The organism is Actinacidiphila glaucinigra (assembly GCF_900188405.1).
GTDB lineage: Bacteria > Actinomycetota > Actinomycetes > Streptomycetales > Streptomycetaceae > Actinacidiphila > Actinacidiphila glaucinigra.
On the sequence record NZ_FZOF01000030.1, the window covers coordinates 66,350 to 89,174 of the forward strand.

Below are 22,825 nucleotides of genomic sequence, written 5' to 3' on the forward strand. Positions count from 1 at the left end.
GGCCGTCTGGTGGTCGGCCCCCTCGCGTCGCACCCTGGAGGGGAGGAGGCGAGCTGACATGACACGTCCGGTCGGTATTGACCTCGGTACCACCAACTCGGTGGTCTGCGCGCTGGAGGGCGGTGAGCCCACCGTCATCACCAACACGGAGGGTGCGCGGACCACGCCTTCGGTGGTGGCCTTCAGCAAGGGCGGCGAGGTCCTCGTCGGTGAGATCGCCAAGCGCCAGGCCGTGACCAACGTGGAGCGGACCGCCCGCTCGGTCAAACGGCACATGGGCGACCCCGACTGGCGGTTCCCCGAGTCCGGCACCATCGACGGCAAGCGCTACACGGCCCAGGAGATCTCGGCCCGGGTGCTGCAGAAACTGAAGCGGGACGCGGAGGCGTACCTGGGCGAGGACGTCACGGACGCGGTGATCACGGTGCCCGCGTACTTCGACGACGTCCAGCGCACCGCGACCAAGGAGGCCGGGGAGATCGCCGGCCTGCGGGTGCTGCGGATCATCAACGAGCCCACGGCCGCCGCGCTGGCGTACGGCCTGGACAAGGAGAACGACCAGACGATCCTCGTCTTCGACCTGGGCGGCGGCACCTTCGACGTGTCCCTGCTGGACATCGGCGAGGGCGTGGTGGAGGTCAAGGCCACCAACGGCGACACGGAACTGGGCGGCGACGACTGGGACCAGCGGGTCGTCGACCACCTCGTGGAGCGCTTCAAGAACGCGTACGGGCTGGACCTGGCCAAGGACAAGATGGCGCTGCAGCGGCTGCGCGAGGCGGCCGAGCGGGCGAAGATCGAGCTGTCCTCGTCCACCGAGACGACGATCAACCTGCCCTACATCACGGCGTCCGCCGAGGGCCCGCTGCACCTGGACGAGAAGCTCACCCGCGCGCAGTTCGAGCAGCTGACCGCGGATCTGCTGGAGCGCTGCAAGGGCCCCTTCCACCAGGCGGTGAAGGACGCGCGGATCAACGTCGCCGACGTCGACCACGTCATCCTGGTGGGCGGTTCGACCCGTATGCCGGCGGTGACGGAGCTGGTGAAGTCGCTGACCGGCAAGGAGCCGCACAAGGGCGTCAACCCGGACGAGGTCGTGGCGATCGGCGCCAGCCTCCAGGCGGGTGTGCTCAAGGGCGAGGTCAAGGACGTCCTGCTGCTGGACGTCACCCCGCTGTCCCTGGGGATCGAGACCAAGGGCGGCATCATGACCAAGCTGATCGAGCGCAACACGACCATCCCCACGAGGCGTTCGGAGATCTTCACCACCGCGGAGGACAACCAGCCGTCGGTGCAGATCCAGGTCTTCCAGGGCGAGCGCGAGATCGCGGCGTACAACAAGAAGCTCGGGGTGTTCGAGCTGACCGGGCTGCCCCCGGCGCCGCGCGGCATCCCGCAGATCGAGGTCTCCTTCGACATCGACGCCAACGGCATCATGCACGTCGCGGCGAAGGACCTCGGCACCGGCAAGGAACAGAAGATGACCGTGACCGGCGGCTCCGGGCTGGCGAAGAGCGACATCGACCGCATGATGCGCGAGGCCGAGCAGTACGCGGAGGAGGACCACCGGCGCCGCGAGGAGGCCGAGACCCGCAACAACGCGGAGAGCCTGGTCTACTCCACCGAGAAGCTGCTGCGGGACAACCCCGACAAGGTCCCCGGCGACCTGAAGTCGGAGGTCGAGTCGGCGGTGGCGGAGCTGAAGGAGCAGCTCAAGGGCGAGGACGCCGCCGGCATCCGCCAGGCGACGGAGCGGCTGACCGCTTCGGCCCAGAGGATCGGGACGGCGATGTACGCCCAGGCGCAGGCGGAACGGTCCGCGGCGGGCGAGGGCGGGGCGCCGCACACGGCGCCGCCGGAGGCCGACGAGGACGTGGTGGACGCCGAGATCGTCGACGACGACAAGCGGGAGGGGGGCACGGCGTGAACCGCGCCGGTCCGCCTCCGGGCGGCGGGCTGCGGGCGCGGCTCGTCGAGCGCACGGCGGACCTGCAGCGGCTCAAGGCCGAGTACGACAACTACCGCAAGCGCGTGCACCGGGACCGGCTGGCGGTGCGGGAGGCGGCCGTCGCGAACGTGCTGCACGGACTGCTGCCGGTGCTGGACGCCGTCGACAGCGCGCGGGAGCAGGGCGAGGTGACCGGTGGCTTCCGGGCCGTGGTCGAGGTGCTGGAGGCGCGGCTGGCGGAGCTGGGCCTGCGGTCCTTCGGCGAGCCGGGCGAGCCCTTCGACCCGGCGCGCCACGAGGCGGTCGGCACGTCGTGCGGCTCCGGCGCGGACCGCCTCGTCTGCGGCGCGGTCGTGCGGTCCGGCTACCGGGTCGGCGCGCACCTGCTGCGCCCCGCGGAGGTGGTGGTCGGCGGACCTGCGGGGCCACCGGCCGGGGTGCACCCTGGAGGCATGGAGACAACCCACAAGGTAGACGTGGCCCCGCTCGGGTCCGACCACCGCTACCGCAGGGTGCACATCCGCGGTGCGGGGTGGGAGCAGCTGGAGCGGGAGGAATTCGAGCTGCGGGTGCGCCGGGCCTTCCCGGGCATCGACGTGTCGGACCCGGATCAGGTCCACTGGGCCGACCACCCCGGTGAGTGGCCGCGGTGGCAGCCGGGCGAGGCCTGAGCCCGGCGGACCGGCGGGTTCAGCGGGCGCCGGCGTCCAGCAGCGCGGCGATCCGCTCGACGGCGAAGGCGTAGCCCTGGACGCCGCAGCCCGCGATCACGGCGTCGGCCCGCGCCGAGACGTAGCTGTGGTGCCGGAAGGCCTCGCGCCGGTGGATGTTGGAGATGTGCACCTCGATCACGGGCAGGCCGTCGCAGGCGTTGAGCGCGTCCAGGATCGCCACCGAGGTGTGCGAGTAGGCGCCGGGGTTGATCACGATGCCCGCGTGGTGTTCGCGGGCCTCGTGGATCCAGTCGATCAGCTGTCCCTCGTGGTTGCTCTGCCAGCAGTCGGCGGTTCCGCCGTGCCGTGCCGCCGTCGCGGCGCACAGTGCCGCGACGTCGGCGAGGGTCTCGGAACCGTAGATCTCCGGCTGCCGCTGACCGAGCAGGTTCAGGTTGGGACCGTTGAGGACCATGATCGGCGCGCTCGCGAGGGTACGGGTCATGGCCCCATGGTCTACCACGCGATCACCCGAAGGTGACGGCGGCGTCCATCTCCCAGACCAGTACCTCGGCGCCCTCGGCGCCGGCGGTGACCCGCTGCCCCTCGGCCCCGGTGACGCGTACGGCGTCGCCCTTGGCGAGCAGTCCGGCGCCTTCGAGGGCGACCTCGCCCTTGGCGACGTACAGGTGCGCGAAGGGGGCGGTGGGCAGGGCGAGGGTCTGCTGCGGGCTCATGCGGGCGGCCTGCAGCGCGGCGTGCTTCTGCGCGATGGAGATGGCGCGCTCGTCGCGGTCGCGGTCCATGCCGGAGGCGACGGTGACCCAGCCGCCGCGGGCGAGTTCCTCGTTGATGTCGAGCTGCTCGTAGCCCGGCTTGATGCCCTGCTCGTCGGGGAAGACCCACATCTGCACGAAGTGCACGGGCTCCTTGTGCTCGGGCGCGCCGGTCAGCTTCCAGCTGTCGTTCTTCTCGCTGTGCAGGATCCCGGTGCCGGCGCTCATCCGCTGGGCGAGGCCCGGGTAGATGACGCCGTTGTGGCCCTCGGAGTCCTGGTGGACCAGGCCGCCGTCGAGCACCCAGGTGACGATCTCCATGTCCCGGTGCGGGTGGGTGTCGAAGCCGGTGCCGGGGGCGACGACGTCGTCGTTGGACACCAGCAGCAGCCCGAAGTGGGTGTTCTTCGGGTCGTAGTGGTGGCTGAAGGAGAAGCAGTGGTGGGAGTCGAGCCAGCCGGCGCGGGTGTGGAACCGCTGGCCGGCGCGGCGGACATCCAGCTGGGTGGCCATCGGGGATCTCCTTCTGCGGGGTGTGCTGCCTGTCAGCCAACCTAACATGTTGAATCTCGAACTATATTCCTTGTATGCCGTAGCTCCGCAGCTTGCGGTAGACCGTGGCCCGCGCGATGCCCAGCGCCTTCGCCGCCCGCGCCTTGTTGCCCCCGTGGGTGCGCAGCGCCTCCAGGATCGCGTCCCGCTCGGCCCGCTCCAGGCTGCCCAGACGGCGACCGCCGGCCCCGCCGCGCACGGCGTCCGGCAGTTCCTCCGGGCGCACCGGGCCGCTGAGCCGGCGCTCCTCGGCGAGCGTCCTGACGACCGTCGCCAGCTCGGCGACGTTGCCCGGCCAGGTGTGCCGCTCCAGCGTGCGCCGGGCCTCGACGGTCCAGGTCAGCGGCGGATGACCGGGGGCAGGGCGCGGGCTGAGGGCGGCGAGCAGCACCGGGAGGTCCTCGGGGCGGTCGCGCAGCGGCGGCAGGGACAGCGAGCGCACCGCCAGCCGGCCCATCAGGCGGTCCAGGCACGGGTCCGTACGGTCGCCCGGAGTATGGGTGGCGGTCAGCCGCAGGGCGGGACGCTGCTCGAGCAGCGCCACCAGCGCGGCCGCGGCACCGCCGTCCAGCGCCTCGACGTGGCGGACGAGCACCCGTCCCGGCGCGGGGCGCACGGCCATCCGCCGCACCCAGTCACGGGCCGCCGCACCGGTCACCTGCGCCGCGTCCAGCTCCAGGTCGCCGGCCCGGACGGCGCGGGCCAGCGTCGCCTTGCCGGTGCCGGGCTCCCCTGACACCAGCAGCGGACCCTGCTCGCCACCCAGCCGTACCGCCCGGGCCACCGCGGCGCGCCAGGACAGCGACACGCCCACCAGCCCCGGCAGCGCCGCCTCGGGCACGGCCGGCGGAGCGCCGGCCCCGTCCGCCGAGACGGACAGCACGGCGACGGCGCCGATGACCTCGCCGGAGTCCAGCACGGGGTTGAGCCGGGCGCGCCAGCCGCCGTCCGGCAGAGGCAGCTCGTACGCCTCGGTCCGCCCGTCGCGCACCATGCCGCCGGCCCGGCGCTCCAGCAGCGCCAGCGCCTCGTCGGACAGCCGCCGCGCGGCCTCGGCGCTCACGATCCGGGTCCTGCCGTCGGCGGCGACGACCGCCCGGCCGTTCGGCCGCTCGCGCAGGTAGGCGCCGAGCAGCAGTTCTTCGGGGGATGTATCGGATTGAGACACGCCGGCGGTCTCCCTCTGATCCACGATCGGTTCGTTGCCATTTCAATTATCCGTCAAGGAGCCGCGTTGATGGAGACCGTAGAGACCGATGTGCTCATCGTGGGCAGTGGGCCTGCAGGGGCGAGCGCCGCACTCGCGCTGAGCACGTACGGGGTGCCGAACATCGTGGTCACGCGCCACGCCAGGCTGGCCGACACCCCACGGGCCCACATCACCAACCAGCGCACCATGGAGGTGCTGCGCGACCTCGGCGTCGAGCAGGAGGTCGTCGCCCGGGCCACTCCCCAGCACCTGATGGGGAACACCGTCTTCTGCACCAGTCTCGCGGGCGAGGAGCTGGGGCGCCTGCGCTCCTGGGGCAACGACCCGCTGGTGCAGGCCGCGCACGACCTCGCGAGTCCCAGCCGCATGTGCGACATGCCGCAGAACTGGATGGAGCCGGTGCTCGTCGATGCGGCCGTGGCGCGCGGCACCCGGCTGCGCTACAGCACCGTCTACAAGTCCTTCGAGCAGGACACCGACGGCGTGACCGTCGTGGTGGAGGACCGGCTGCGCGGCGACGAGTACGCGATCCGCGCCAAGTACCTGATCGGCGCCGACGGCGGACGCAGCAAGGTCGCCGAGGACGCCGGGCTGCCCATGGGCGGCAAGATGGGCGTGGCGGGCAGCGTCAACATCGTCTTCGAGGCCGACCTGTCCCGGTACGTCGCGCACCGCCCCAGCACCCTGTACTGGGTGCTCACCCCCGGTGCGACCGTGGGCGGCATCGGCGCGGGCCTGGTGCGCTGCGTGCGGCCGTGGAACGAGTGGCTCATTGTGTGGGGCTACGACGTCGAGGGCGCGCCCCCGGACCTCACCGAGGAGTACGCCCTGTCGGTGGTCCGGCAGCTCATCGGCGACGACGACATCCCGGTGACCATCCGCTCCTCCTCGGCGTGGACGGTCAACGAGATGTACGCCGAGAGCTACTCGAACGGCCGGGTGTTCTGCGCCGGCGACGCCACCCACCGGCACCCGCCGTCCAACGGGCTGGGCTCCAACACCTCCATCCAGGACGCCTACAACCTGGCCTGGAAGCTGAAGCTGGTCCTGGACGGCGCGGCCGCGCCCTCGCTGCTGGACACCTACACCGACGAGCGGGCGCCGGTCGGCAGGCAGATCGTCACCCGCGCCAACAAGTCGATCGGCGAGACCGCCCCGGTCTTCGACGCCCTGGACCTGCTCACCCCGCAGAGCCCCGAGCAGCTGCTCGCCAACATGGAGTCCCGCAAGGAGGCGACCCCGGCCGGCGAGAAGCGGCGCGCCCGGCTGCGCGAGGCGATCGACTTCAAGCGGTACGAGTTCAACGCGCACGGCGTGGAGCTCAACCAGCGCTATGCCTCGGCGGCGGTGGTCCCGGACGGTACCGCCGACCCGGGCTTCGACCGCGACCCCGAGCTGTACCACCAGCCGAGCAGCCGCCCCGGCGCCAAGCTGCCGCACGCCTGGCTGACGGCCGGCACCCGCACGCTGTCGACCCTCGACCTCGGCGGCGGGGGCCGGTTCACGCTGCTGACCGGCATCGGCGGCGAGGCGTGGGTGGCGGCGGCCCGTGCGGCCGGCGCCGAGCTGGGCCTGGACATCGCGACCGCGGTGGTCGGCCCCGGGCGCGAGTACGAGGACCCGTACGGCGACTGGGCGCGGCTGCGCGGCATCGGCGACACGGGCGCACTGCTCGTGCGGCCGGACCTCTACATCGCCTTCCGGCGCGCCGACGGGGCCGCCGACGACGCCGAGGCGCGGGCCGTGCTCGGCACCGCGCTGCGGCGCATCCTGGGACGGGACTGACGAGGAGAGACCATGGACTTCAACGAACTGAGCGCCACCCCCGCCGTGGTGGAGAGCTTCGCCCGCACCCCCGACCCGCGGCTGCGGGAGATCCTCGGCAGTCTGACCCGGCACCTCCACGACTTCGTCCGGGACATCGAGCCCACGATGGAGGAGTGGGAGGCGGCGATCGGTTTCCTCACCCGCACCGGCCACGCCTCCACCGACACGCGGCAGGAGTTCATCCTGCTGTCCGACGTGCTCGGCGTCTCGATGCTGGTCGAGACGATCAACCAGCGGAAGTCGGCCGGCGAGGGGGCCACCGACTCCACCGTGCTGGGCCCGTTCCACATGGTCGACTCCCCGGAGCGGGAGTTCGGCGACGCCATCGACCTGATCGGCTCGGGCGAGCCCTGCGTGGTCACCGGTCGCGTGGTCTCCGTGGACGGCACGCCCCTGCCCGGCGCGATGGTCGACGTGTGGCAGGCCGACGACCAGGGCTTCTACGACGTCCAGCAGCCGGGCGAGCAGCCCCAGGGCAACGGGCGCGGGCTCTTCGAGACCGACGGGGAGGGCCGCTTCCGGTTCCGCACCGTCGTCCCCGCGCACTACCCGATCCCGACCGACGGCCCGGTCGGCGGACTGCTGAACGCCACGGACCGCCATCCGTACCGGCCCGCGCACATCCACTTCATCGCGGCCGCCGAGGGCCACCAGCCGGTCACCACGCACGTCTTCGTGCAGGACAGCCCCTATCTGGAGTCGGACGCGGTCTTCGCGGTGAAGAAGAGCCTGGTCCAGGAGTTCACCGAGGTGGACGACCCGGCGCGGGCCGCCGGGTACGGCGTGGCCAACCCCTTCCGGCTGGCGAACTTCGACATCGTGCTGCAGCGGTCATGAGCCTGGAATTCGTCCACGAGGCGCTGCCGATGCGGGTCGTGTTCCGCGCCGGGGCCGCCACCACGGCCGTGGCCGGGGAGACCGAACGCCTCGGTCTGCGCCGCGTGCTGGTCCTCTCCGGCCGGCACGGCGAGGACACCGCGCGCTCGGTCGCCGCCTCGCTCGGTGCCGTCTGCGCGGGCGTCCACCCGGGCGCGGTGATGCACGTGCCGGTGAAGGTGGCCGACGAGGCCGTCTCCGTGGCCCAAGGCCTGGACGCCGACGGGCTGGTCGCGGTCGGCGGCGGCTCGGCCGTCGGCCTCGGCAAGGCGGTCGCGCTGCGCACCGGGCTGCCGCTGCTGGCCGTGCCGACGACCTACTCCGGCTCCGAGATGACCCCGATGTGGGGCCTGACGGAGGACGGCGTCAAGCGCACCGGCCGCGACCGCCGCGTCCTGCCGCGCAGCGTCGTCTACGACCCCGAGCTCACCCTGTCGATGCCGCCGGCGCTCTCCGGTACCAGCGGCGTCAACGCCCTCGCCCACGCGGTCGAGGCGCTGTACGCCCCCGACGCGACCCCCGTCGTGTCGCTGATGGCCGAGGAGGGGGTGCGCGCCCTGGCGGAGGCGCTGCCCCGTGTCGTCGCCGATCCGGGCGGCCTCGACGCGCGCGGCCGGGCCCTGTACGGGGCCTGGCTGTGCGGGGCGTGCCTCGGGGCCACCACGATGGGCCTGCACCACAAGCTGGCCCATGTGCTCGGCGGCGCCTTCGACCTGCCGCACTCCGCGACCCACACGGTGCTGCTGCCGTATGTGCTCGCCTTCAACGCCCCGGCCGCACCGGAGGCGACGGCCGCGCTGCGCCGGGCGCTGGCCACCGAGGACCCGGCGCGCGCACTGTGGGAGCTGGGCGGACGGCTCGGCGCGCCGCGCTCCCTGGCCGAGGTCGGTCTGCCGGCCGACGGCATCGGCCGCGTCGTGGAACTGGTCGGCGCGGCCTCGTACGCCAACCCGCGCCCGGCGGACGCGGACGAGCTGCGTGCGCTGCTGACGAAGGCGTACGAGGGCGCCCCGCCGGCGGGCTGAGCCCCCGGTCCGGGTGTGCGGCCGCGGCCGCACACCGGCCGGGCCGTTCCGGGACGCCGTTCCGGGAGGGGCTCGCGCGCCCGGCCCGTGGCCGGGCCCCGTCGGTGCCGGTGCCGGTGCCGACGGGAACGCCGGGGAACGTCCGGGAACGGGCCGCCGGTCATCCGGCCCGAATTTCCCGTATACGCTCAAACACCTTTGCGCTTTTCGCTCATCCGGCCGAGCGCATTCCCCGGCGGGCCCCCGGCATTTCCCGGCGGGGCCCGCTTTCCGCGGGCGGACGGGAGTCCCTCAGCCCTGGCTCCGCGTCTCCCCGTCCGCCGCCGCGGGCGGGCCGCCGCCGTAGTCCAGCCGTTCCGCCGTCCTCACCAGCCGGTCCAGTGCGGCACCGTCCCGCGGCCCGCCGTGCAGGGCACGGCGGGCCCGCGCCGCAACGCCGTACAGGCGTACGGAAAACAGGCGTTTCGCGTTCCAAAACGCCATCCCCCGCCACCCCTTCCGCCGGTTAGAAATATCTACCAAGGTTGAGCGTATGAGAAATGCGGCACCGAAACAGGCAATGGAGTGGCTGGCCGCCGCCGCGGCGGATCCGCGGGCGTGCAAGCGGGAATGGGAACACGGCGAGAGCGGGACCGTCCTGCTGCCCGCCGGGCGTTTCTGGGACGTGCTCGTCGTGCCCGAGGACCTCGGTCTGCTGGCCCTCGACGCCCTGCTGCGCCTCCCCCGCACGGAGCCCGGGCCCACCCTCGCCGACACGGCCTCCCGCCGGGTCGGCTTCTTTCTCCCACCGGACCCCGTCAGCAGATGGGTGGGCACCGGGATCCGCTACGCCGGCCGGGGCGCCTGGATCGCCGTACCGCCCCCGTACCGGGCCGCGGGGGCCCTGCGGTGGCTGGTACCCCCCGACGGGACGGGCACCCTCCACACGCCTACCTCGGTGGAACTGGCCCTGTTCCAGGCGGCAGTTGCGGCAGACTGCCGCCGCTGAACCCCGCGGCGCGCGGTACGTCGGCCGCCGCGGACCCGGGGACGGCGCGCCCGCGGGCCCGCCAGTCGGCCAGGAGTTCCGTGTAGATCGGTGGGTCCATCCAGTAGGCGCCGGTGAGTTCGGCGAAGGTCCGGTGGTGCTCCGGGTGGTCCTGGAGAAGGCATCCACGGGTCGTGGGTGTGCTGCTGTCCATGTCCCCTTGCAACGCGGCTCGTGCGCCGGTGGTACGTCCGGGGCAGGCGGCGCCACCGGAACGAGTGAGCGCGCCCCCCTCGTTAGGGGCCTTACGCTCAGCGTCTCACCCTTTCGTCGTCTCGTCGTCTCATCGGGACACGGCGGCAGAGGGCCCCGGCAGCCCGAGCGCACGGGCGAGCAGCGGCCACGCCGCGGCGAACTCCCGTCGCCAGTACGTCCATTCGTGCCGGCCGCCCTCGTAGTAGTGCGTCGTCACCGGGATGCCCCGCAACTCCAGTGCGGTGGCGAAGACATGCGTGGCCGGCCACAGGGTGCTCTCCAGCACCTCCGGCAGCAGTTCGGTGCCGCCCGCGACCGGGGCGGCACCGCTTCCGCAGGACACGTACAGCGCCGTGCCGCGCAACCCTCCCGCGCGCGCCGTGGGGTTGAAGGCCCGCCAGGTGTCCCACCGGTCGACGGGATCGCCCCACAGCGACCCGGGGCACAGGCTCTCCCGGAGCAGGAGGGCGTCGAGGGCGGCGGGCACCCCCGCGAAGGCGGTGTCCAGGACGCCGCTGAAGGAGGCTGCGGCGCGGAAGGCACCCGGGTGGCGGGCGGCGTGGGCCATCGCGCCGTGGCCGCCGGTCGAGACGCCGGCCACCGCCCGTACGCCGGAGGCCCGGTGGTCGCGGCGCAGCAGCACGTCGAGTTCGCGCAGTTGGAAGGTCTCGTAGTCGGAGCCGTCGAGCCAGCGGCTGGACAGCCCCGCGGGGCCGCAGTCCGGCATGGCGAGGATGAGTCCGGCGCCCTCGGTGAGCTCCTCGACGGCCGCCTGCCGGCTCCAGGCGGTGTGGTCCTCGTGGGGTCCGTGCAGCAGGTACAGCACCGGCCAGGTGCGCCCGGCCGCGCGCGTGAAGTCCGCGGGCAGGACGATCCGGACCGCCGCCGGGCGGCCGAGCGCGGCCGAGGCCACCGTCAGGTCCCAGGTGCGTGCGTCGACTCGGGTCGCGGCGGCCACCTCGGCTGCGGTCCGGTCGCCCGGACGCGCGGTACTGGGGGTCATGGGGTGGCTCCTCACGGGACAGGTGCGGGACAGGGGGCGCGCACGGACCGGCCGCACCCCCTACCCGGGGTAACGGACGCGGACCGCAAGCGGTTCAACGGCAGCCGCGGTTCCTCGCGACGCACCAGGGCCCCACGCCGCGAGGGGGAGAGGTCCGCCGGCCGACCGGTAGCTTCGGTGCCGGGTCCCGGCACGGGGCCCCGACGGACGAGGGGGCACACCCGCATGACCTGGTTGCTGTACGGAGCGACGGGCTACACCGGCCGTCTGGTCGCGCGGGAGGCCGTGGCCCGCGGGGAACGCCCGGTGCTCGCGGGCCGGTCGGCCGCCGCGCTGGCCCCGCTCGCGGCCGGACTGGGCCTGGAGCACCGGGTGGTCGGCCTCGGCGACCCCGCGGCGCTGCGCGCGGCGCTCGCGGACGTGGACGCCGTGGCGCACTGCGCCGGGCCCTTCTCGGCGACGGCGCTGCCGATGGCCGAGGCGTGCCTGGACACCGGTACGCACTACCTCGACATCACCGGTGAGATCGACGTGCTCGAGGCACTGCACGCGATGAACGGCCGGGCCCGCGCGGCGGGCGTGGTCCTACTGCCCGGGGCGGGGTTCGACGTCGTCCCCACCGACTGCCTGGCAGCCACCGTCGCCGCCGCGCTGCCCGCCGCCACCCGCCTCGACATCGCGTTCGTGGCCGGCGGGGGCGCGAGTCCCGGCACGGCGCGCTCCGCGCTCGAGGCACTCGACAGGGGCGCCGGCGGCCGCGCCCGCGTCGACGGGGTGATCCGCGACGTCCCGCTCGGGCACCCCCGGATCACGGCGTCCTTCCGCTCCGGGCCGCGCCGCGTCGCCGGCATCGCCTGGGGCGACGTCAGCACGGCCTACCACTCGACCGGCATCCCGAACGTCTCGACGTACACCTGGCTGCCGGGCGCGCCGCTGGTGGCGCGCGTGCTGGGGGTCGGCCCGGTACGGCGGCTGGCCCGCGCGGGGGTCGACCGCTTCCTGACCGGCCCCGGCGAACGGGCGCTGAAGCGCGGCCGTTCACAGGTCTGGGCCCGCGCCCGCGACCCCCGCGGCAGCGAGGCCCAGGCGGCACTGTCGGCGCCCAACGGCTATGCGCTGACGGTCGATTCGGTGCTGCGCATCGTGACCCGGCTGCCGCGCCTGCCGCACGGCACGCAAACGCCCTCCTCGGCCCTCGGCGCGGACTTCGTCCTCGAACTGGACGGAGTACGCCGCGACGGACCCCACGTCAGCTGACCTCCGGCCGCGAAGGGCGCCCCGCCGGCGGGCGCGGCCACGGCGCGGTACGAGCGTTGGGGCCGACCCCCAACGACCGTGTGGTGAACCCCGGTTCGGAGCCGCACCCGGTGACCCCGCCGCCGAGACGCTCGGACCCCGTGGCCCAAGCGGCGCTCCCGGCTACGACGGACGCCCCGCCGGCGGGCGCTCGCCCGCGGCGGTGGCGGCCGCCGCCCAGCCTTCCAGGCTCGTGACGAAGAGCGCCGCGCAGTCCGGCCAGTGCAGCGCGCTCCGGGCGGTGGCATGGCCGCGGGCGCCCATCGCGCGGCGCAGTTCCGGGTCGTCGCGCAGGCGGCGGACGGCGTCGGCGGCCGCCGCGGGGGCCCGGAACGGGACGAGGAGGCCGCAGTCGTGCCCGCGGACCAGCTCCGCGGCGAGGGGGTTGGGGGTGCTCACGACGGGGATCCCGTAGGCCATGTACTCGACGACCTTCGTGGGCCGCGAGTGGCGGTAGTTCGCCTCGTCGCGCAGCAGGGACACCCCGGCGAGGGCGCCGCGCAGCCGGTCCAGGGCCGCGTCGTTGGGCAGGAAGCCGTGCCAGCGCAGCACGCCGTCGCGGTCGGCCGCCGCCAGCAGTGCGCGGACGTCGCCGTCGGCGGCGCCGATGAGCTCCACGCGGACGTCCGGGGCCAGCAGCCTTGCCATGGCGACCAGTTCCTCCGCGCCGCGGGCCCGGGATATCTGCCCGAGGTAGACCACCCGCTCGCCGCCCGGCGCCGGCGGGGGGGCCTCGGGGACGGTGACCAGGTTGGGCACCACGGGGTGCGTACGGCGGAACCGGCCCTGGTAGGCGTACTCGGCGAGCAGCAGGTGCAGATGCCGCTCGGCGGCGAGTTCCGCCGCCCGCACGACCAGGCGCAGCGGCGGGCGCAGCGGCCGCGGCACCCAGCCCTTCATCGCGAGGGCGGCGGCGGTGTCCTCGTGGACGTCCCACACCACGGCGGGCCGCCGGGCACCCGTGCGGTGCCAGTGCCGCAGGGTGCGCGGCAGGGTGAGCAGGAGTTCGGGGTCGTGGAGCACGACGGCGTCGACGGCGGGCCCGCGCCGCGCCAGCAGGCGCCGGGCCTCGCGGACGGCCGCGCGCCGGTCGCGTCCGGTGGCCCGGGGCAGGTCGACGCCCTCGACCCCGGGGCGGGGCGGGGTCGCCCGTGCGGTGAAGGGCGCGGCGTAGGTGACGGTGTGCCCGTGGGCGATGAGGGCGGCTATCTGCCGGTGCAGGATGCGCGCGTCCTCCGGGTGGTGCACGACGGTGACGACCAGTACGTGCATCACAGCACCTCGACGTCCGGCCGGAAGATCCGCCCGCTCGTGTCGAACAGCAGGCGGGCCCGGTCGGCCACCACCTGCAGGTCGTAGGCGCTGTGGTCCTGCAGGAGGATCGTCAGGTCGTACTCGCGCAGGGCCGCGGCCAGGTCGCCCGCCCTGGTGACGGGCTCGCCGTCGACCTCCCAGACCTCCACGAAGGGGTCGTGGAAGGAGATCCCGGTGCCGAGCCTGCGCAGCAGCCGCGCCACTGGCACGGCGGGGCTCTCGCGCCGGTCGGCGACGTCGGGTTTGTAGGTGACGCCGAGCAGCAGCACCCGCGAGCCGTGCAGCGCCTTCCCGGCCGTGTTGAGCAGGTCCTGCGCCCGGCGCACCACGTACTCCGGCATCCGGTGGTTGATCTCCCGGGCGAGTTCGACGAAGCGGAACTCGTAGCCGAGGGTGCGGACCTTGTACGACAGGTAGTTGGGGTCGATCGGGATGCAGTGGCCGCCGACGCCCGCGCCGGGCCGGAAGGCCTGGAAGCCGAAGGGCTTGGTGGCCGCGCAGTCGATGGCGTTCCAGATGTCCACGCCAAGTTCGCGGCAGAGCACGGCCAGTTCGTTGACGAGGGCGATGTTGACGTGGCGGTAGGTGTTCTCGAGCAGCTTGGCCATCTCGGCCTCGCGGGTGCCCTTGGCCCGGACGACGGTGTCGACGAGCTTGCCGTAGAACGCGACGGCGCGCGCCGCGCACCCGGGGGTGTGCCCGCCGACGATCTTCGGGGTGTCGCGGAGGCTGTGGGTGAGGTTGCCCGGGTCGATGCGCTCGGGTGAGAAGGCGAGGGCGAAGTCCGGCCCGGCGCGCAGTCCAGAGCCCTCCTCGAGGATGGGCCGGACGACCTCGTCGGTGGTGCCGGGGTAGGTCGTCGACTCCAGGACGACCAGGACGCCGGGACGCAGCCGCGCGGCGACCGCCTCGACGGCCCCGGTGACCGCGGTGAGGTCGGGGCCGCCGTCCGCGGACAGCGGGGTGGGGACGCAGATGACGATGGTCTGCGCCTCCCCCAGGCACTCATGGCCGGTGGTGGCGGTGAACCCGGCGGCCAGCATGTGCCGCAGATCGGCGTCGGAGACGTCGTCCACGTGCGAGCGGCCGGAGTTGAGGGCGTCCACCACCACGGGGTCCAGATCGTGTCCGACGACGCTCAGCCCCACCGCCGCGGCTTCCCTGGCGAGAGGCAGACCGACGTACCCGAGACCTACGACTGCGAGTTGCACCGTCATGCCGCACCATCCAGAGCGCTATACGGCCCCCAGACCGCGGTAGGCGTCGCGCGTCCGCCCCGCGATGTGTGCCCACGTACGGTCGCGGGCCACTCGTGCGCGGGCGGCGTCACCCATCATCCGCCGTCGATTCGGACTATAGAGCAATATTTCGAGCGCATCTGCCCAGGCTTGTACGTCTCCTGGCGGAATCAACCTTCCGTTCACCTGGTCTTCGACCAACTCACCCATCGCCGCGACATCACTCGCCGCGACGGTAAGACCGCCGGCCATGGCCTCCACCGGCTTGAGCGGGGTCACGAGCCGGCACACCCGCTCCGCCGTCCGGGGGACCGCGAAGACGTCCAGCACGGCATGGTGGGCCCGCACCTCGGCGTACGGCACACGCCCCGTGAACAGGGCGGCGTCCCGCAGGCCGAGCCCGGCCGCCTGCCGCTCCAGCGCGGCCCGGTGCGGGCCGTCCCCCACGATCAGCAGGCGCAGCGGCACCCCCCGGCGGCGCAGTTCGGCCCCGGCGCTCAGCAGGGTGCCGACGCCCTCGTGGGGCGTGAGCGTGGAGACCGTGCCCACGACCATCTCGCCGGGGTCGATGCCGAGACGGGTGCGCAGGTCACCGGGGTCGGGCAGGGGCTGGAGGAACACCTCGTCCACGGCGTTGGGCACGACCCGCACCCGGTCCTCGGGGACCCCCCGGGAGACGATCTCCTCCTTCATGGCCTCGCCGAGGGTGAGCACCAGGTCCGCGGCCTTCATGCAGTGCGTCTCCAGGGCGCGCCGCTCCCGGTAGGACGCGCTGTCACGGCCCCGGCCGGGCCCCTGGGTCAGCCAGGTCTCCTCCAGGAAGCCGCGCACCTCGTAGACGACCGGCAGGCCGAACGATTCGCGCAGCGCGAGGGCCACTCGGCCATTCGGGTGATCGGTGGCCGCGTGCAGGACCGCGGGGCGGAGCCGTTCGACGAGCCGGGCGGCGAGTTCGGCGTTGCGGGCGAGGGCGGCCTCCGGGGTCCCCGGCATCCGCAGGGGCAGCAGGCGGTGGTAGGGCACCCCGTCCACGACCTGCGCGGGCCGTCCGTCCCAGATCCCCTGGGCGACGGGGAAGCCCAGCCGGGTGACGACCTGCGGGTCCAGGCCCGCCTGCCGCTGGGCGCGTGCGACGGCGTGCGTCCTGACGGTGTAGCCGGCGTTGCGGTACGGCAGGGAGTTGGTGACCAGGTGCAGCACCCGCCCCGGCACCGGCGCACCCGGGACGCCGGCCGGGGCGGGCACGCCGCGCGGGCCGTACCGGGAAGCGCCGCCGCGCCCGCGGTGCGGATCGCGCTCGGGCAGCCGGGCCAGCGCCCGCCGGGCGGGCCGCCGCGCCGGGCCCGGGGCGACCCGCAGGGCCAGGGACGCGGCGCGCACCGGGTCGTCCCGCAGATGACGTACCGCCACAGAGGCGGCGAGAATCAAGGCACGAAGAGTACGACGACGCACATTCCCACCCTAAGCACGTCCAGCCAACGGGAGGCATCGTGCTCGGCTCGGTAGTCCACGTGGTCGGTGCCCGGCCCAACTTCGTCAAGGCCGCCCCGGTCGTCGCCGCGCTGCGCGCGGCCGGGCAGCCGCAGTCGGTGGTGCACACCGGACAGCACTACGACGAGCGCATGTCGCACGTCTTCTTCCGGGAGCTCGGCCTGCCCGAGCCGGACGTGGACCTCGGCGTCGGTTCCGGCAGCCACGCCCGGCAGACCGCCGCCCTGCTGACCGCGCTGGAGGACGAACTGTCGGCCCGCGCGCCCGCCCTGGTCACGGTCTACGGGGACGTCAACTCCACGCTCGCGGCCGCGCTGGTCGCCGCCAAGCTGGGACTGCCCGTGGCGCACGTGGAGGCGGGTCTGCGCAGCTTCGACATGACGATGCCGGAGGAGGTCAACCGCCGGCTGACGGACCAGCTCTCCGACCTGCTCTTCGCCACCAGCCCGGAGGCGGTGGGCCATCTGGCGGACGAGGGTGTGGACACCGCCCGGGTGCACTTCGTCGGCAACCCGATGATCGACACCCTCCTGGCCCATCTGCCGCGCTTCGACCCGGAGGCCGCGCGCACCGCCCACGGTCTGCCCGGCCGCTACGGCGTCGTGACGCTGCACCGGCCCGCCAACGTCGACGACCCGGCCGCCGCGGCGGCCGCCGTGGCGGCGCTGCGCGAGGCGGCGCGGCACCTTGAGCTGGCAGTCCCGCTGCACCCGCGCGGCCGGGCCGCTCTGGAGGCGGCGGGGCTCGGCGACGCGCCCGGCATCCGGATCCTGGAGCCGCTGGGCTATCTGGAGTTCATGGGGCTGCTGCGGGGCGCCGCCGCGGTGGTCACCGACTCGGGCGGGGTGCAGGAGGAGACCACCGTCCTGGGTGTGCCCTGCCTGACGCTGCGTCCGAACACCGAGCGGCCGGTGACGGTCACCCACGGCACGAACCGCCTCGTGACCCCCGACGGGCTGGCCCCCGCCCTGCGCAAGGCCCTGGACGGCGATGCCCCCGCCTGCGAGGGCCCCCCGCTGTGGGACGGCCGCTCGGGGCCCCGCATCGCCCGTGTCATCACCGAGTGGCTGGACCACCATGTCTGAGCCGCGCCCGCGCCACCCGCTCGCGTCCGGGGACGGCCGCCCCGGCGGGCACGAGGACCTCGGCCGCGGCGGCCCCGACGGCCTCGACCGGCCGGGGAACGAGATCTTCGACGCCCTGCGGGTCGCGGAGGTGCTGCGCATCGCCGGCGACGGCGAGAGCGCCAACGACCGGCCGCTCGTGCTCGACGCGAGCTGCGGCGAGGGGCACTTCGCGCGGGCCCTGGCCCGCTGCGGCCACCTCGTCGACGCGATCGACGCCGGCCCCTCGGCGGTGTACCGCTGCCGCGCGCTCGGCGGCGGCCCCCGCTACGCGGTGGCGGAGATGTCGCAGTGGCGCAGCCCGTGGCTGTACGACGTGGTGCTCGCCGTGGACGTGCTGTTCCGCGTCCTCGACGACGCCGCCTGGCGGGCCGCGCTGGTCAACCTCGGCTCCCTCGTCCGGCTGACCGGCCGGCTGGTCGTCACCGACGAGGACGCGCCCGGGCGCGTGGCGCGCGGCGACCGCGTCCTGCACCGCCCGGCGGCCGAGTACCGGGCCGCCGTCGAACCGCTCGGTCTGCGCTACGGCGGCTTCACGCCGTACCGTTTCCGGGAGAGCAGGGTCGGTTTCCACGTCTTCACGAGGACCTCCTGATGCGCCTTCTCGATCTGCTCCACCCGCACCTGGACGGGGTGACCGAGGTCGTCGACGCGACCGGCGGCGGCATCCCGCTCGGACCGTATCTGCACCTTCCCGAGGGCGTGCGGCTGCGCCCCTCCCCGCCCGGTGACGGGGAACCGGTCGGCGACGGTCGGCTGGCTCTGCTCAGCTACGGCCCCGACCCCGGCCGGCACGGCGACGAGGACGCGTACCTGGCGGCGCTGCGGCGCATGCGGCCGGGCGGCAAGGGCCTGATCGTGTTCGGCCACCCCGGCGCCGAACTGCCGTACCACCGGCTGCTCGACTCCCTGGTGGCGCAGCGCTGCCAGGTGCTGCGGGCGGCCGGTCTCGACTACCTGCACCTGTACGGCGGCGCGGTGTTCACCTGCACCGAGTCGCTGCTGCCGCTCCTGGACCCGGCCGGGCGGCCGGTGCCCGGCGGGGACGCCACGGCGCTTCGGCTGGCCGGCGAGTACGTGCTGGCGGAGTTCGTGTCGCGCGCCGAACGGGCCCGGCTGCTGGAGCTGGAGCGGCGGCACGAGGAGGACGGCCGCGTCCTGGAGTCGCTGCGGGACGGCACGGACGGTGAGCGGACGGGGGCCGTCACGCGCGAGCGCGACCGGCTCGCGGCGGAGCTGCGGCGCGCCCGGGAGCGCATCGGGGTGCTGGAGGCCCGGATCACCATGCTGCAGGGCTCGACCTCGCTGAGGGTGGGCCAGGCGCTGGTCTCGGCCGCCCGGTCCCCGTTGCGCGGCTCGAAGCGGCTGCCCGGCGAGCTGTACGGGATGTGGCGCGGCCGCGGCAAGGGCGGCCGTCCGTCGCCGGCCCGGCCCGGCGGGCCGGCCACCGGCGCGGCGGCGCAGGCCGGTGGGGCCGACCCGGCGGCCGACGGGCACCTGCACCTGGCCCACCGGGCGTTCACTGCCGGCCCCCGCGACCGGCTGGTCGTCGCCGGCGTGCTGGACGCCGCGACCGCCGCCGACTTCGGCCATGACGCCGTCGTCAACCGCGCGCTGCCGCACGACGCCCGGCAGGTCGCCGAACGCACCGACCCGGATGTGCTCGTCGTGCAGCTCAGCGCCTGTCTGTCCGGCCCGTGGGCGCACACCGGCACCGGCGCCGCCCCCGACCTGGACCGTCGGCTGGCCGAACTCCTCGCCACCGCCCACGCGCTCGGCCGCACCGCCGTGCTGTGGCGGGACGCGCCCGCCTCCGTCGCACCGGGCCTGGCCCCCTTCCCCTGGGACGCCGTGCTCGACGGGGACACCGGGGTGCAGCCGGCCCGGCTGGACCCGGCGGCGGTGGACCGCGCCGGACTCCGGGAGATCTTCGTCTCCCGGGCCACCCGGGTCCGGCTGTCGGAGCTCGCCAGGATCGCCGGGGCGCCGGACCCGCTGGACGCCCGGCGGGTGGCCGTGCTGTCCGCCCCGCGGGACGACGCCGAGATCTCTCGCCTGGTCGCGCAGGTCATGGCGCAGCGGCACCGCCCCGCCGAGGTGCTGGTGCCGACGCCCGGGCCGGCCTACGCGGAGCTCACCGCGGGCGGGGTCACCGTACGGGCCGCGGCGGACGGGCCGGGCGCGCCCTGGATCGCCGACTGGTCGGACCTCGCGGAGGAACGGTCGGCGGTCCACCTGCTGGACCTGATGTGCGCCCAGGAGTGCTCCGGGGCCGACGCGGTGGCCTTCAGCGCGCACACCGCGGGCTTCGTGCCGCACGTCAACGGCTTCCGCCCGGCGCTGGTGCGCGGGACGCTCTGGCCGTCCCCCGAGGCGGGGCGGCTGTTCACCATCCGCCCGGAGGAGGTCCGATGACGGGCACGCGCACGGTCAGGGCGATGGTCTACGGGGACGTGGACCTCAACCTCATCGACGGTTCCGCGGTGTGGGCCCAGTCGACGGTGCAGGCGCTGGCCCGGGCCGGCTGCGCGACCCGGCTGGTACTCAAGGCACCGGTGCGCACCGGGCGGCTGGTCGATCCGCTGGCGGAGCTGCCGGGGGTGTCCGTCGTACCGTCCGGGCACGTCCTCTCCCCCGTCCAGGCCTCACGGGTGCTGCGCGAACGGGACGAGCAGGAGCCGTGCGACCTGCTGGTGCTGCGCGGACGACGGCTGGTGGCGCAGGTCGTCGCCGACGGCGCCTTCGACGGCCGGATCTGGGCGTACCTCACCGACATCCCGCAGTCCGCGGCGCTCATGACGGAGGAGGCCGTGGACGAGCTGACCCGGATCGCGGAGGCCTCCCGCTATCTGCTGTGCCAGACCGAGGAGTTGCGCTGCTTCATCGAGGCCTGGGTGCCGGCCGCGTGCGGCAGGTGCGTGCTGTACCCGCCGAGCGTGCCCGTTCCGGACTTCGCGGTGCCGGAGCACGACGCGGTGGGCGACCCGGTGCGCCTGGTGTACACGGGGAAGTTCGCGCCGCGCTGGAACACCCTGGAGATGACGGAGCTGCCGGGCGCACTGGCCGCCCGGGGCATCAGGGCCGAACTCCACACCGTCGGCGACAAGATCCACGACGACCCGCGGCACCCCGGCTTCCACGCGGCCATGGAACGCGCGCTGCGCACCGCGCCCGGCGTGGTGCACCACGGCGGCACGCCGCGCCAGGAGGCCATGCGGATCGCCGCGGGCTGCGACCTGGGGCTGGGCTGGCGCCGTCCGGAACTGGACGCGAGCCTGGAACTGTCCACGAAGGTGCTGGAGTTCGGGACGCTCGGACTGCCCGTCGTGCTCAACCGCACTCCCGCGCACGAGGCGCTGCTCGGCGCCGACTACCCGCTGTTCGTCCCCGGCAGGGGCACCCTCGACGACGCGGCGGAGGCGGTCGCCACCGCCGCCGGCTCCCCCGAGGCCTACCGTGCGGCCGCCCTGCGCTGCCGCGAGGCCGCCGGGCGCTTCTCACTGGACCGGGCCGCCGAGCGGCTGCGGGGACTGATCGAACGGGCGCTGCCCCCGGCACCGGCCGGGCTCACCGGACGCGACCGGCCGCTGCGGGTCGTCGTCGCCGGGCACGACCTGAAGTTCTTCACCCGGCTGCTGGACCACCTCCAGGCCCTGCCCGGCGTCGAGGTGCGGGTCGACGCCTGGGAGGCGCTGGCCCGGCACGACGCGGCCACCAGCCGCGACCTCGCCGCCTGGGCCGACGTCGTGGTCGTGGAGTGGTGCGGGCCGGCGGCCGTCTGGTACAGCCGCCACAAGCGGCGCGGCTCGCGCCTGCTGGTGCGCCTGCACCGCTTCGAGCTGTACGCCGGCTACCCCTCGCAGGTGGACATCGACGCCGTCGACCGCGTCGTGTGCGTCAGCCCGCACTACAACCGGCTCACCCGGGAACGCACCGGCTGGCCGCAGGAGAAGCTCGTCACCATCCCCAACTGGGTCGACGACCGGCAGCTGGACCGCCCCAAGGTCCCCGACGCCCGCTACCGCCTCGGCATGATCGGCATCGCGCCCTCGCGCAAGCGGCTCGACCTGGGACTGGACGTGCTCGAGGCCCTGAGGTCCAGGGACCCGCGGTGGCGGCTGTCGGTGAAGTCCAAGATGCCCTGGGACTACTGGTGGATCTGGAACAAGCCGGAGGAGCGGGCGCACTACGACGCCGTGCTGCGCCGGGTGCAGTCCGGCCCGCTGGAGGAAGCCGTGGTCTTCGATGACTTCGGACCCGACGTGGCGAGCTGGCTGCGGCGCATCGGCTTCGTGCTCTCCACCAGCGACGACGAGAGCTTCCACCTCGCCCCCGCCGAGGGCATGGCCTCCGGCGCGGTGCCCGCCCTGCTGCCCTGGCCGGGCGCCGACGCGATCTACGAGCGCCGCTGGATCCACGACTCGCCCGCGGCCATGGCGGACGCCATCGCGGCGCTCGCGGCGGAGGGCTGGGAGGAGGCGGGCGAGCAGGCCCGTGACCGGCTGCGCGAGACCTTCGGGCTGGACGCGGTCCGCGCGGCGTGGACGGAGCTGGTCACCGGCTCGGCGCCGTCGCCGTGACACCCGCGACGGCGGCGGGCACCGCGGCGGCCTTCGCGCGGGCGGTCACGGCGCGGCTGTAGCGCGCCGTGAAGACCACGGGGACGGCGAAGCCGCAGAGCTTGACGGCGACGATCGCGGCGAGCGCGTGCGGGGCGGCGGCGAGCAGGACGGCCAGCAGCCCGGCGCCGGCGGTGAAGGAGGCCGCCCACACCGCGGTGATGATCACGTTGGTGCGGAGGAAGAGCGGGTTGTCCCAGACCGCGGGAGGGGCCGTGGTCCTGGCGATGCCGAGGGTGAAGGGCCTGCGGACGGCGAGCGAGCCCCAGGCCGTGAGGGCGAGCCAGCCGAGGGAGAGCGCCGTGTCGTAGGGCTCGAGCGGTGAGTCCGGGGCGGCGAAGGCCAGCGCCGCGAGCAGGGCGAAGAACACCCCGGAGCCGATTTCGATCACGAACCGGTCCACCGGGTGTCCGGCGCGGCGCTCCCGCACGACCAGCCCGGCCGAGAGCACGAGCCCGGCGAGCGCCCCGAAGCGCCAGTCCGCCTCGGTGGCGACGACGGCGAAAGCGATCCACGGAAGAAAGCCGCGCACGTAGCCCATGGCGAATCCCACTCTCCTCGATATCCCCGGCTTGATATTCCAGTCTTGACATGTCGAAAATAGAACGTCCATTTGCGACATGTCAACACTGGAATGTTAGGATGCGGGCC

General features: G+C 74.3%; 20 protein-coding genes. 11 read left to right on the forward strand and 9 right to left on the reverse strand.

Annotated elements, in window-relative coordinates; translation table 11 throughout:
• Positions 1 to 58: 58 nt before the first annotated feature.
• Together dnaK and grpE are read left to right on the forward strand one after the other, a co-directional pair.
• Positions 59 to 1,927 carry a molecular chaperone DnaK gene (dnaK, locus tag CHF15_RS36790; protein WP_089228281.1) on the forward strand — a complete coding sequence of 623 codons (1,869 nt, stop codon included), beginning with the start codon at positions 59 to 61 and terminating at the stop codon, positions 1,925 to 1,927.
• Entirely contained in the window at positions 1,924 to 2,619 is a 696-nt protein-coding gene (gene grpE / locus CHF15_RS46635) for a nucleotide exchange factor GrpE (RefSeq protein ID WP_089228282.1), read from the forward strand. Before dnaK ends, grpE begins: the two co-directional genes overlap by 4 nt.
• Positions 2,620 to 2,638: 19 nt before the next feature.
• Here the strand turns inward: grpE and aroQ are convergent, their stop codons facing one another.
• The 3 genes from aroQ to CHF15_RS36810 all read right to left on the reverse strand — a co-directional run bounded on the left by aroQ (position 2,639) and on the right by CHF15_RS36810 (position 5,097).
• Complete coding sequence (gene aroQ / locus CHF15_RS36800; protein WP_089228283.1) at positions 2,639 to 3,106, reverse strand: type II 3-dehydroquinate dehydratase; 468 nt, start codon at positions 3,104 to 3,106, stop codon at positions 2,639 to 2,641.
• Positions 3,107 to 3,128: 22 nt separating this feature from the next.
• Positions 3,129 to 3,890, reverse strand: coding sequence for a pirin family protein (locus CHF15_RS36805; protein ID WP_089228284.1), 762 nt, complete (start codon positions 3,888 to 3,890; stop codon positions 3,129 to 3,131).
• Positions 3,891 to 3,951: 61 nt separating this feature from the next.
• Positions 3,952 to 5,097: a helix-turn-helix domain-containing protein gene (locus CHF15_RS36810; RefSeq protein ID WP_143681721.1), complete on the reverse strand. Its 1,146-nt coding sequence runs from the start codon at positions 5,095 to 5,097 to the stop codon at positions 3,952 to 3,954.
• Positions 5,098 to 5,166: 69 nt separating this feature from the next.
• Here CHF15_RS36810 and CHF15_RS36815 point away from each other — a divergent pair, with 69 nt between their 5' ends.
• The 3 genes from CHF15_RS36815 to CHF15_RS36825 are packed head-to-tail and all read left to right on the forward strand — an operon-like array spanning position 5,167 to position 8,867.
• A complete protein-coding gene (locus CHF15_RS36815; protein ID WP_089228286.1) occupies positions 5,167 to 6,924 on the forward strand; it encodes an FAD-dependent oxidoreductase in 1,758 nt (585 codons plus the stop codon).
• A gap of 12 nt (positions 6,925 to 6,936) precedes the next feature.
• A complete protein-coding gene (locus tag CHF15_RS36820; RefSeq protein WP_089228287.1) occupies positions 6,937 to 7,803 on the forward strand; it encodes an intradiol ring-cleavage dioxygenase in 867 nt (288 codons plus the stop codon).
• Entirely contained in the window at positions 7,800 to 8,867 is a 1,068-nt protein-coding gene (locus CHF15_RS36825) for a maleylacetate reductase (RefSeq protein ID WP_089228288.1), read from the forward strand. The genes CHF15_RS36820 and CHF15_RS36825 overlap by 4 nt, the downstream gene beginning before the upstream one ends.
• Positions 8,868 to 9,158: 291 nt before the next feature.
• On the opposite strand, the gene CHF15_RS36830 is transcribed toward CHF15_RS36825, so the two are convergent.
• Complete coding sequence (locus CHF15_RS36830) at positions 9,159 to 9,350, reverse strand: hypothetical protein (RefSeq protein WP_089228289.1); 192 nt, start codon at positions 9,348 to 9,350, stop codon at positions 9,159 to 9,161.
• Positions 9,351 to 9,399: 49 nt separating this feature from the next.
• Between CHF15_RS36830 and CHF15_RS36835 the strand changes: the two genes are divergently transcribed.
• Positions 9,400 to 9,855 (forward strand): hypothetical protein, encoded by a 456-nt coding sequence (locus CHF15_RS36835; protein ID WP_245939238.1) that lies wholly within the window; start codon positions 9,400 to 9,402, stop codon positions 9,853 to 9,855.
• 322 nt (positions 9,856 to 10,177) lie between these two features.
• On the opposite strand, the gene CHF15_RS36840 is transcribed toward CHF15_RS36835, so the two are convergent.
• Positions 10,178 to 11,092: an alpha/beta hydrolase gene (locus tag CHF15_RS36840; RefSeq protein WP_089228291.1), complete on the reverse strand. Its 915-nt coding sequence runs from the start codon at positions 11,090 to 11,092 to the stop codon at positions 10,178 to 10,180.
• A gap of 225 nt (positions 11,093 to 11,317) precedes the next feature.
• On the opposite strand from CHF15_RS36840, the gene CHF15_RS36845 reads away from it, so the two are divergent.
• Positions 11,318 to 12,349 (forward strand): saccharopine dehydrogenase family protein, encoded by a 1,032-nt coding sequence (locus CHF15_RS36845; protein WP_089228292.1) that lies wholly within the window; start codon positions 11,318 to 11,320, stop codon positions 12,347 to 12,349.
• Between the two features lie 162 nt (positions 12,350 to 12,511).
• On the opposite strand, the gene CHF15_RS36850 is transcribed toward CHF15_RS36845, so the two are convergent.
• Genes CHF15_RS36850 through CHF15_RS36860 form a run of 3 tightly spaced genes read right to left on the reverse strand, consistent with a single transcriptional unit; the run spans position 12,512 to position 16,368 of the window.
• The gene (locus tag CHF15_RS36850) at positions 12,512 to 13,660 is read right to left on the reverse strand and encodes a glycosyltransferase (RefSeq protein WP_089228293.1); all 1,149 of its coding nucleotides are present in this window, start codon (positions 13,658 to 13,660) and stop codon (positions 12,512 to 12,514) included.
• Positions 13,660 to 14,919: a nucleotide sugar dehydrogenase gene (locus CHF15_RS36855; protein ID WP_089228294.1), complete on the reverse strand. Its 1,260-nt coding sequence runs from the start codon at positions 14,917 to 14,919 to the stop codon at positions 13,660 to 13,662. Before CHF15_RS36855 ends, CHF15_RS36850 begins: the two co-directional genes overlap by 1 nt.
• An 18-nt stretch (positions 14,920 to 14,937) precedes the next feature.
• Complete coding sequence (locus CHF15_RS36860) at positions 14,938 to 16,368, reverse strand: glycosyltransferase family 4 protein (protein ID WP_245939239.1); 1,431 nt, start codon at positions 16,366 to 16,368, stop codon at positions 14,938 to 14,940.
• Positions 16,369 to 16,430: 62 nt separating this feature from the next.
• Between CHF15_RS36860 and wecB the strand changes: the two genes are divergently transcribed.
• From wecB to CHF15_RS36880, 4 genes are read left to right on the forward strand one after another with little or no spacing between them, the layout of a single operon-like run.
• Positions 16,431 to 17,516: a non-hydrolyzing UDP-N-acetylglucosamine 2-epimerase gene (gene wecB / locus CHF15_RS36865; RefSeq protein ID WP_089228296.1), complete on the forward strand. Its 1,086-nt coding sequence runs from the start codon at positions 16,431 to 16,433 to the stop codon at positions 17,514 to 17,516.
• Positions 17,509 to 18,150 (forward strand): class I SAM-dependent methyltransferase, encoded by a 642-nt coding sequence (locus tag CHF15_RS36870; RefSeq protein ID WP_107418604.1) that lies wholly within the window; start codon positions 17,509 to 17,511, stop codon positions 18,148 to 18,150. Before wecB ends, CHF15_RS36870 begins: the two co-directional genes overlap by 8 nt.
• Entirely contained in the window at positions 18,150 to 19,970 is a 1,821-nt protein-coding gene (locus tag CHF15_RS36875; RefSeq protein ID WP_089228298.1) for a hypothetical protein, read from the forward strand. Before CHF15_RS36870 ends, CHF15_RS36875 begins: the two co-directional genes overlap by 1 nt.
• Positions 19,967 to 22,135, forward strand: coding sequence for a glycosyltransferase family protein (locus tag CHF15_RS36880; protein WP_089228299.1), 2,169 nt, complete (start codon positions 19,967 to 19,969; stop codon positions 22,133 to 22,135). The genes CHF15_RS36875 and CHF15_RS36880 overlap by 4 nt, the downstream gene beginning before the upstream one ends.
• Here the strand turns inward: CHF15_RS36880 and CHF15_RS36885 are convergent.
• Positions 22,110 to 22,727 (reverse strand): hypothetical protein, encoded by a 618-nt coding sequence (locus CHF15_RS36885; protein WP_245939240.1) that lies wholly within the window; start codon positions 22,725 to 22,727, stop codon positions 22,110 to 22,112. The two genes, CHF15_RS36880 and CHF15_RS36885, sit on opposite strands and share 26 nt — an antisense overlap.
• Between the last annotated feature and the right edge of the window lie 98 nt (positions 22,728 to 22,825).

Bases quoted from the DNA above. Each gene is read 5' to 3' on its own strand.
- CHF15_RS36820 (WP_089228287.1), top strand. From the start codon at position 6,937: ATGGACTTCAACGAACTGAGCGCCACCCCCGCCGTGGTGGAGAGCTTC.
- CHF15_RS36815 (WP_089228286.1), top strand. From the start codon at position 5,167: ATGGAGACCGTAGAGACCGATGTGCTCATCGTGGGCAGTGGGCCTGCA.
- CHF15_RS36840 (WP_089228291.1), bottom strand. From the start codon at position 11,092: ATGACCCCCAGTACCGCGCGTCCGGGCGACCGGACCGCAGCCGAGGTG.
- CHF15_RS36830 (WP_089228289.1), bottom strand. From the start codon at position 9,350: ATGGCGTTTTGGAACGCGAAACGCCTGTTTTCCGTACGCCTGTACGGC.
- CHF15_RS36875 (WP_089228298.1), top strand. From the start codon at position 18,150: ATGCGCCTTCTCGATCTGCTCCACCCGCACCTGGACGGGGTGACCGAG.
- CHF15_RS36850 (WP_089228293.1), bottom strand. From the start codon at position 13,660: ATGCACGTACTGGTCGTCACCGTCGTGCACCACCCGGAGGACGCGCGC.
- CHF15_RS36805 (WP_089228284.1), bottom strand. From the start codon at position 3,890: ATGGCCACCCAGCTGGATGTCCGCCGCGCCGGCCAGCGGTTCCACACC.
- dnaK (WP_089228281.1), top strand. From the start codon at position 59: ATGACACGTCCGGTCGGTATTGACCTCGGTACCACCAACTCGGTGGTC.
- CHF15_RS36845 (WP_089228292.1), top strand. From the start codon at position 11,318: ATGACCTGGTTGCTGTACGGAGCGACGGGCTACACCGGCCGTCTGGTC.
- CHF15_RS36855 (WP_089228294.1), bottom strand. From the start codon at position 14,919: ATGACGGTGCAACTCGCAGTCGTAGGTCTCGGGTACGTCGGTCTGCCT.
- CHF15_RS36870 (WP_107418604.1), top strand. From the start codon at position 17,509: ATGTCTGAGCCGCGCCCGCGCCACCCGCTCGCGTCCGGGGACGGCCGC.
- CHF15_RS36880 (WP_089228299.1), top strand. From the start codon at position 19,967: ATGACGGGCACGCGCACGGTCAGGGCGATGGTCTACGGGGACGTGGAC.
- aroQ (WP_089228283.1), bottom strand. From the start codon at position 3,106: ATGACCCGTACCCTCGCGAGCGCGCCGATCATGGTCCTCAACGGTCCC.
- CHF15_RS36835 (WP_245939238.1), top strand. From the start codon at position 9,400: ATGAGAAATGCGGCACCGAAACAGGCAATGGAGTGGCTGGCCGCCGCC.
- CHF15_RS36825 (WP_089228288.1), top strand. From the start codon at position 7,800: ATGAGCCTGGAATTCGTCCACGAGGCGCTGCCGATGCGGGTCGTGTTC.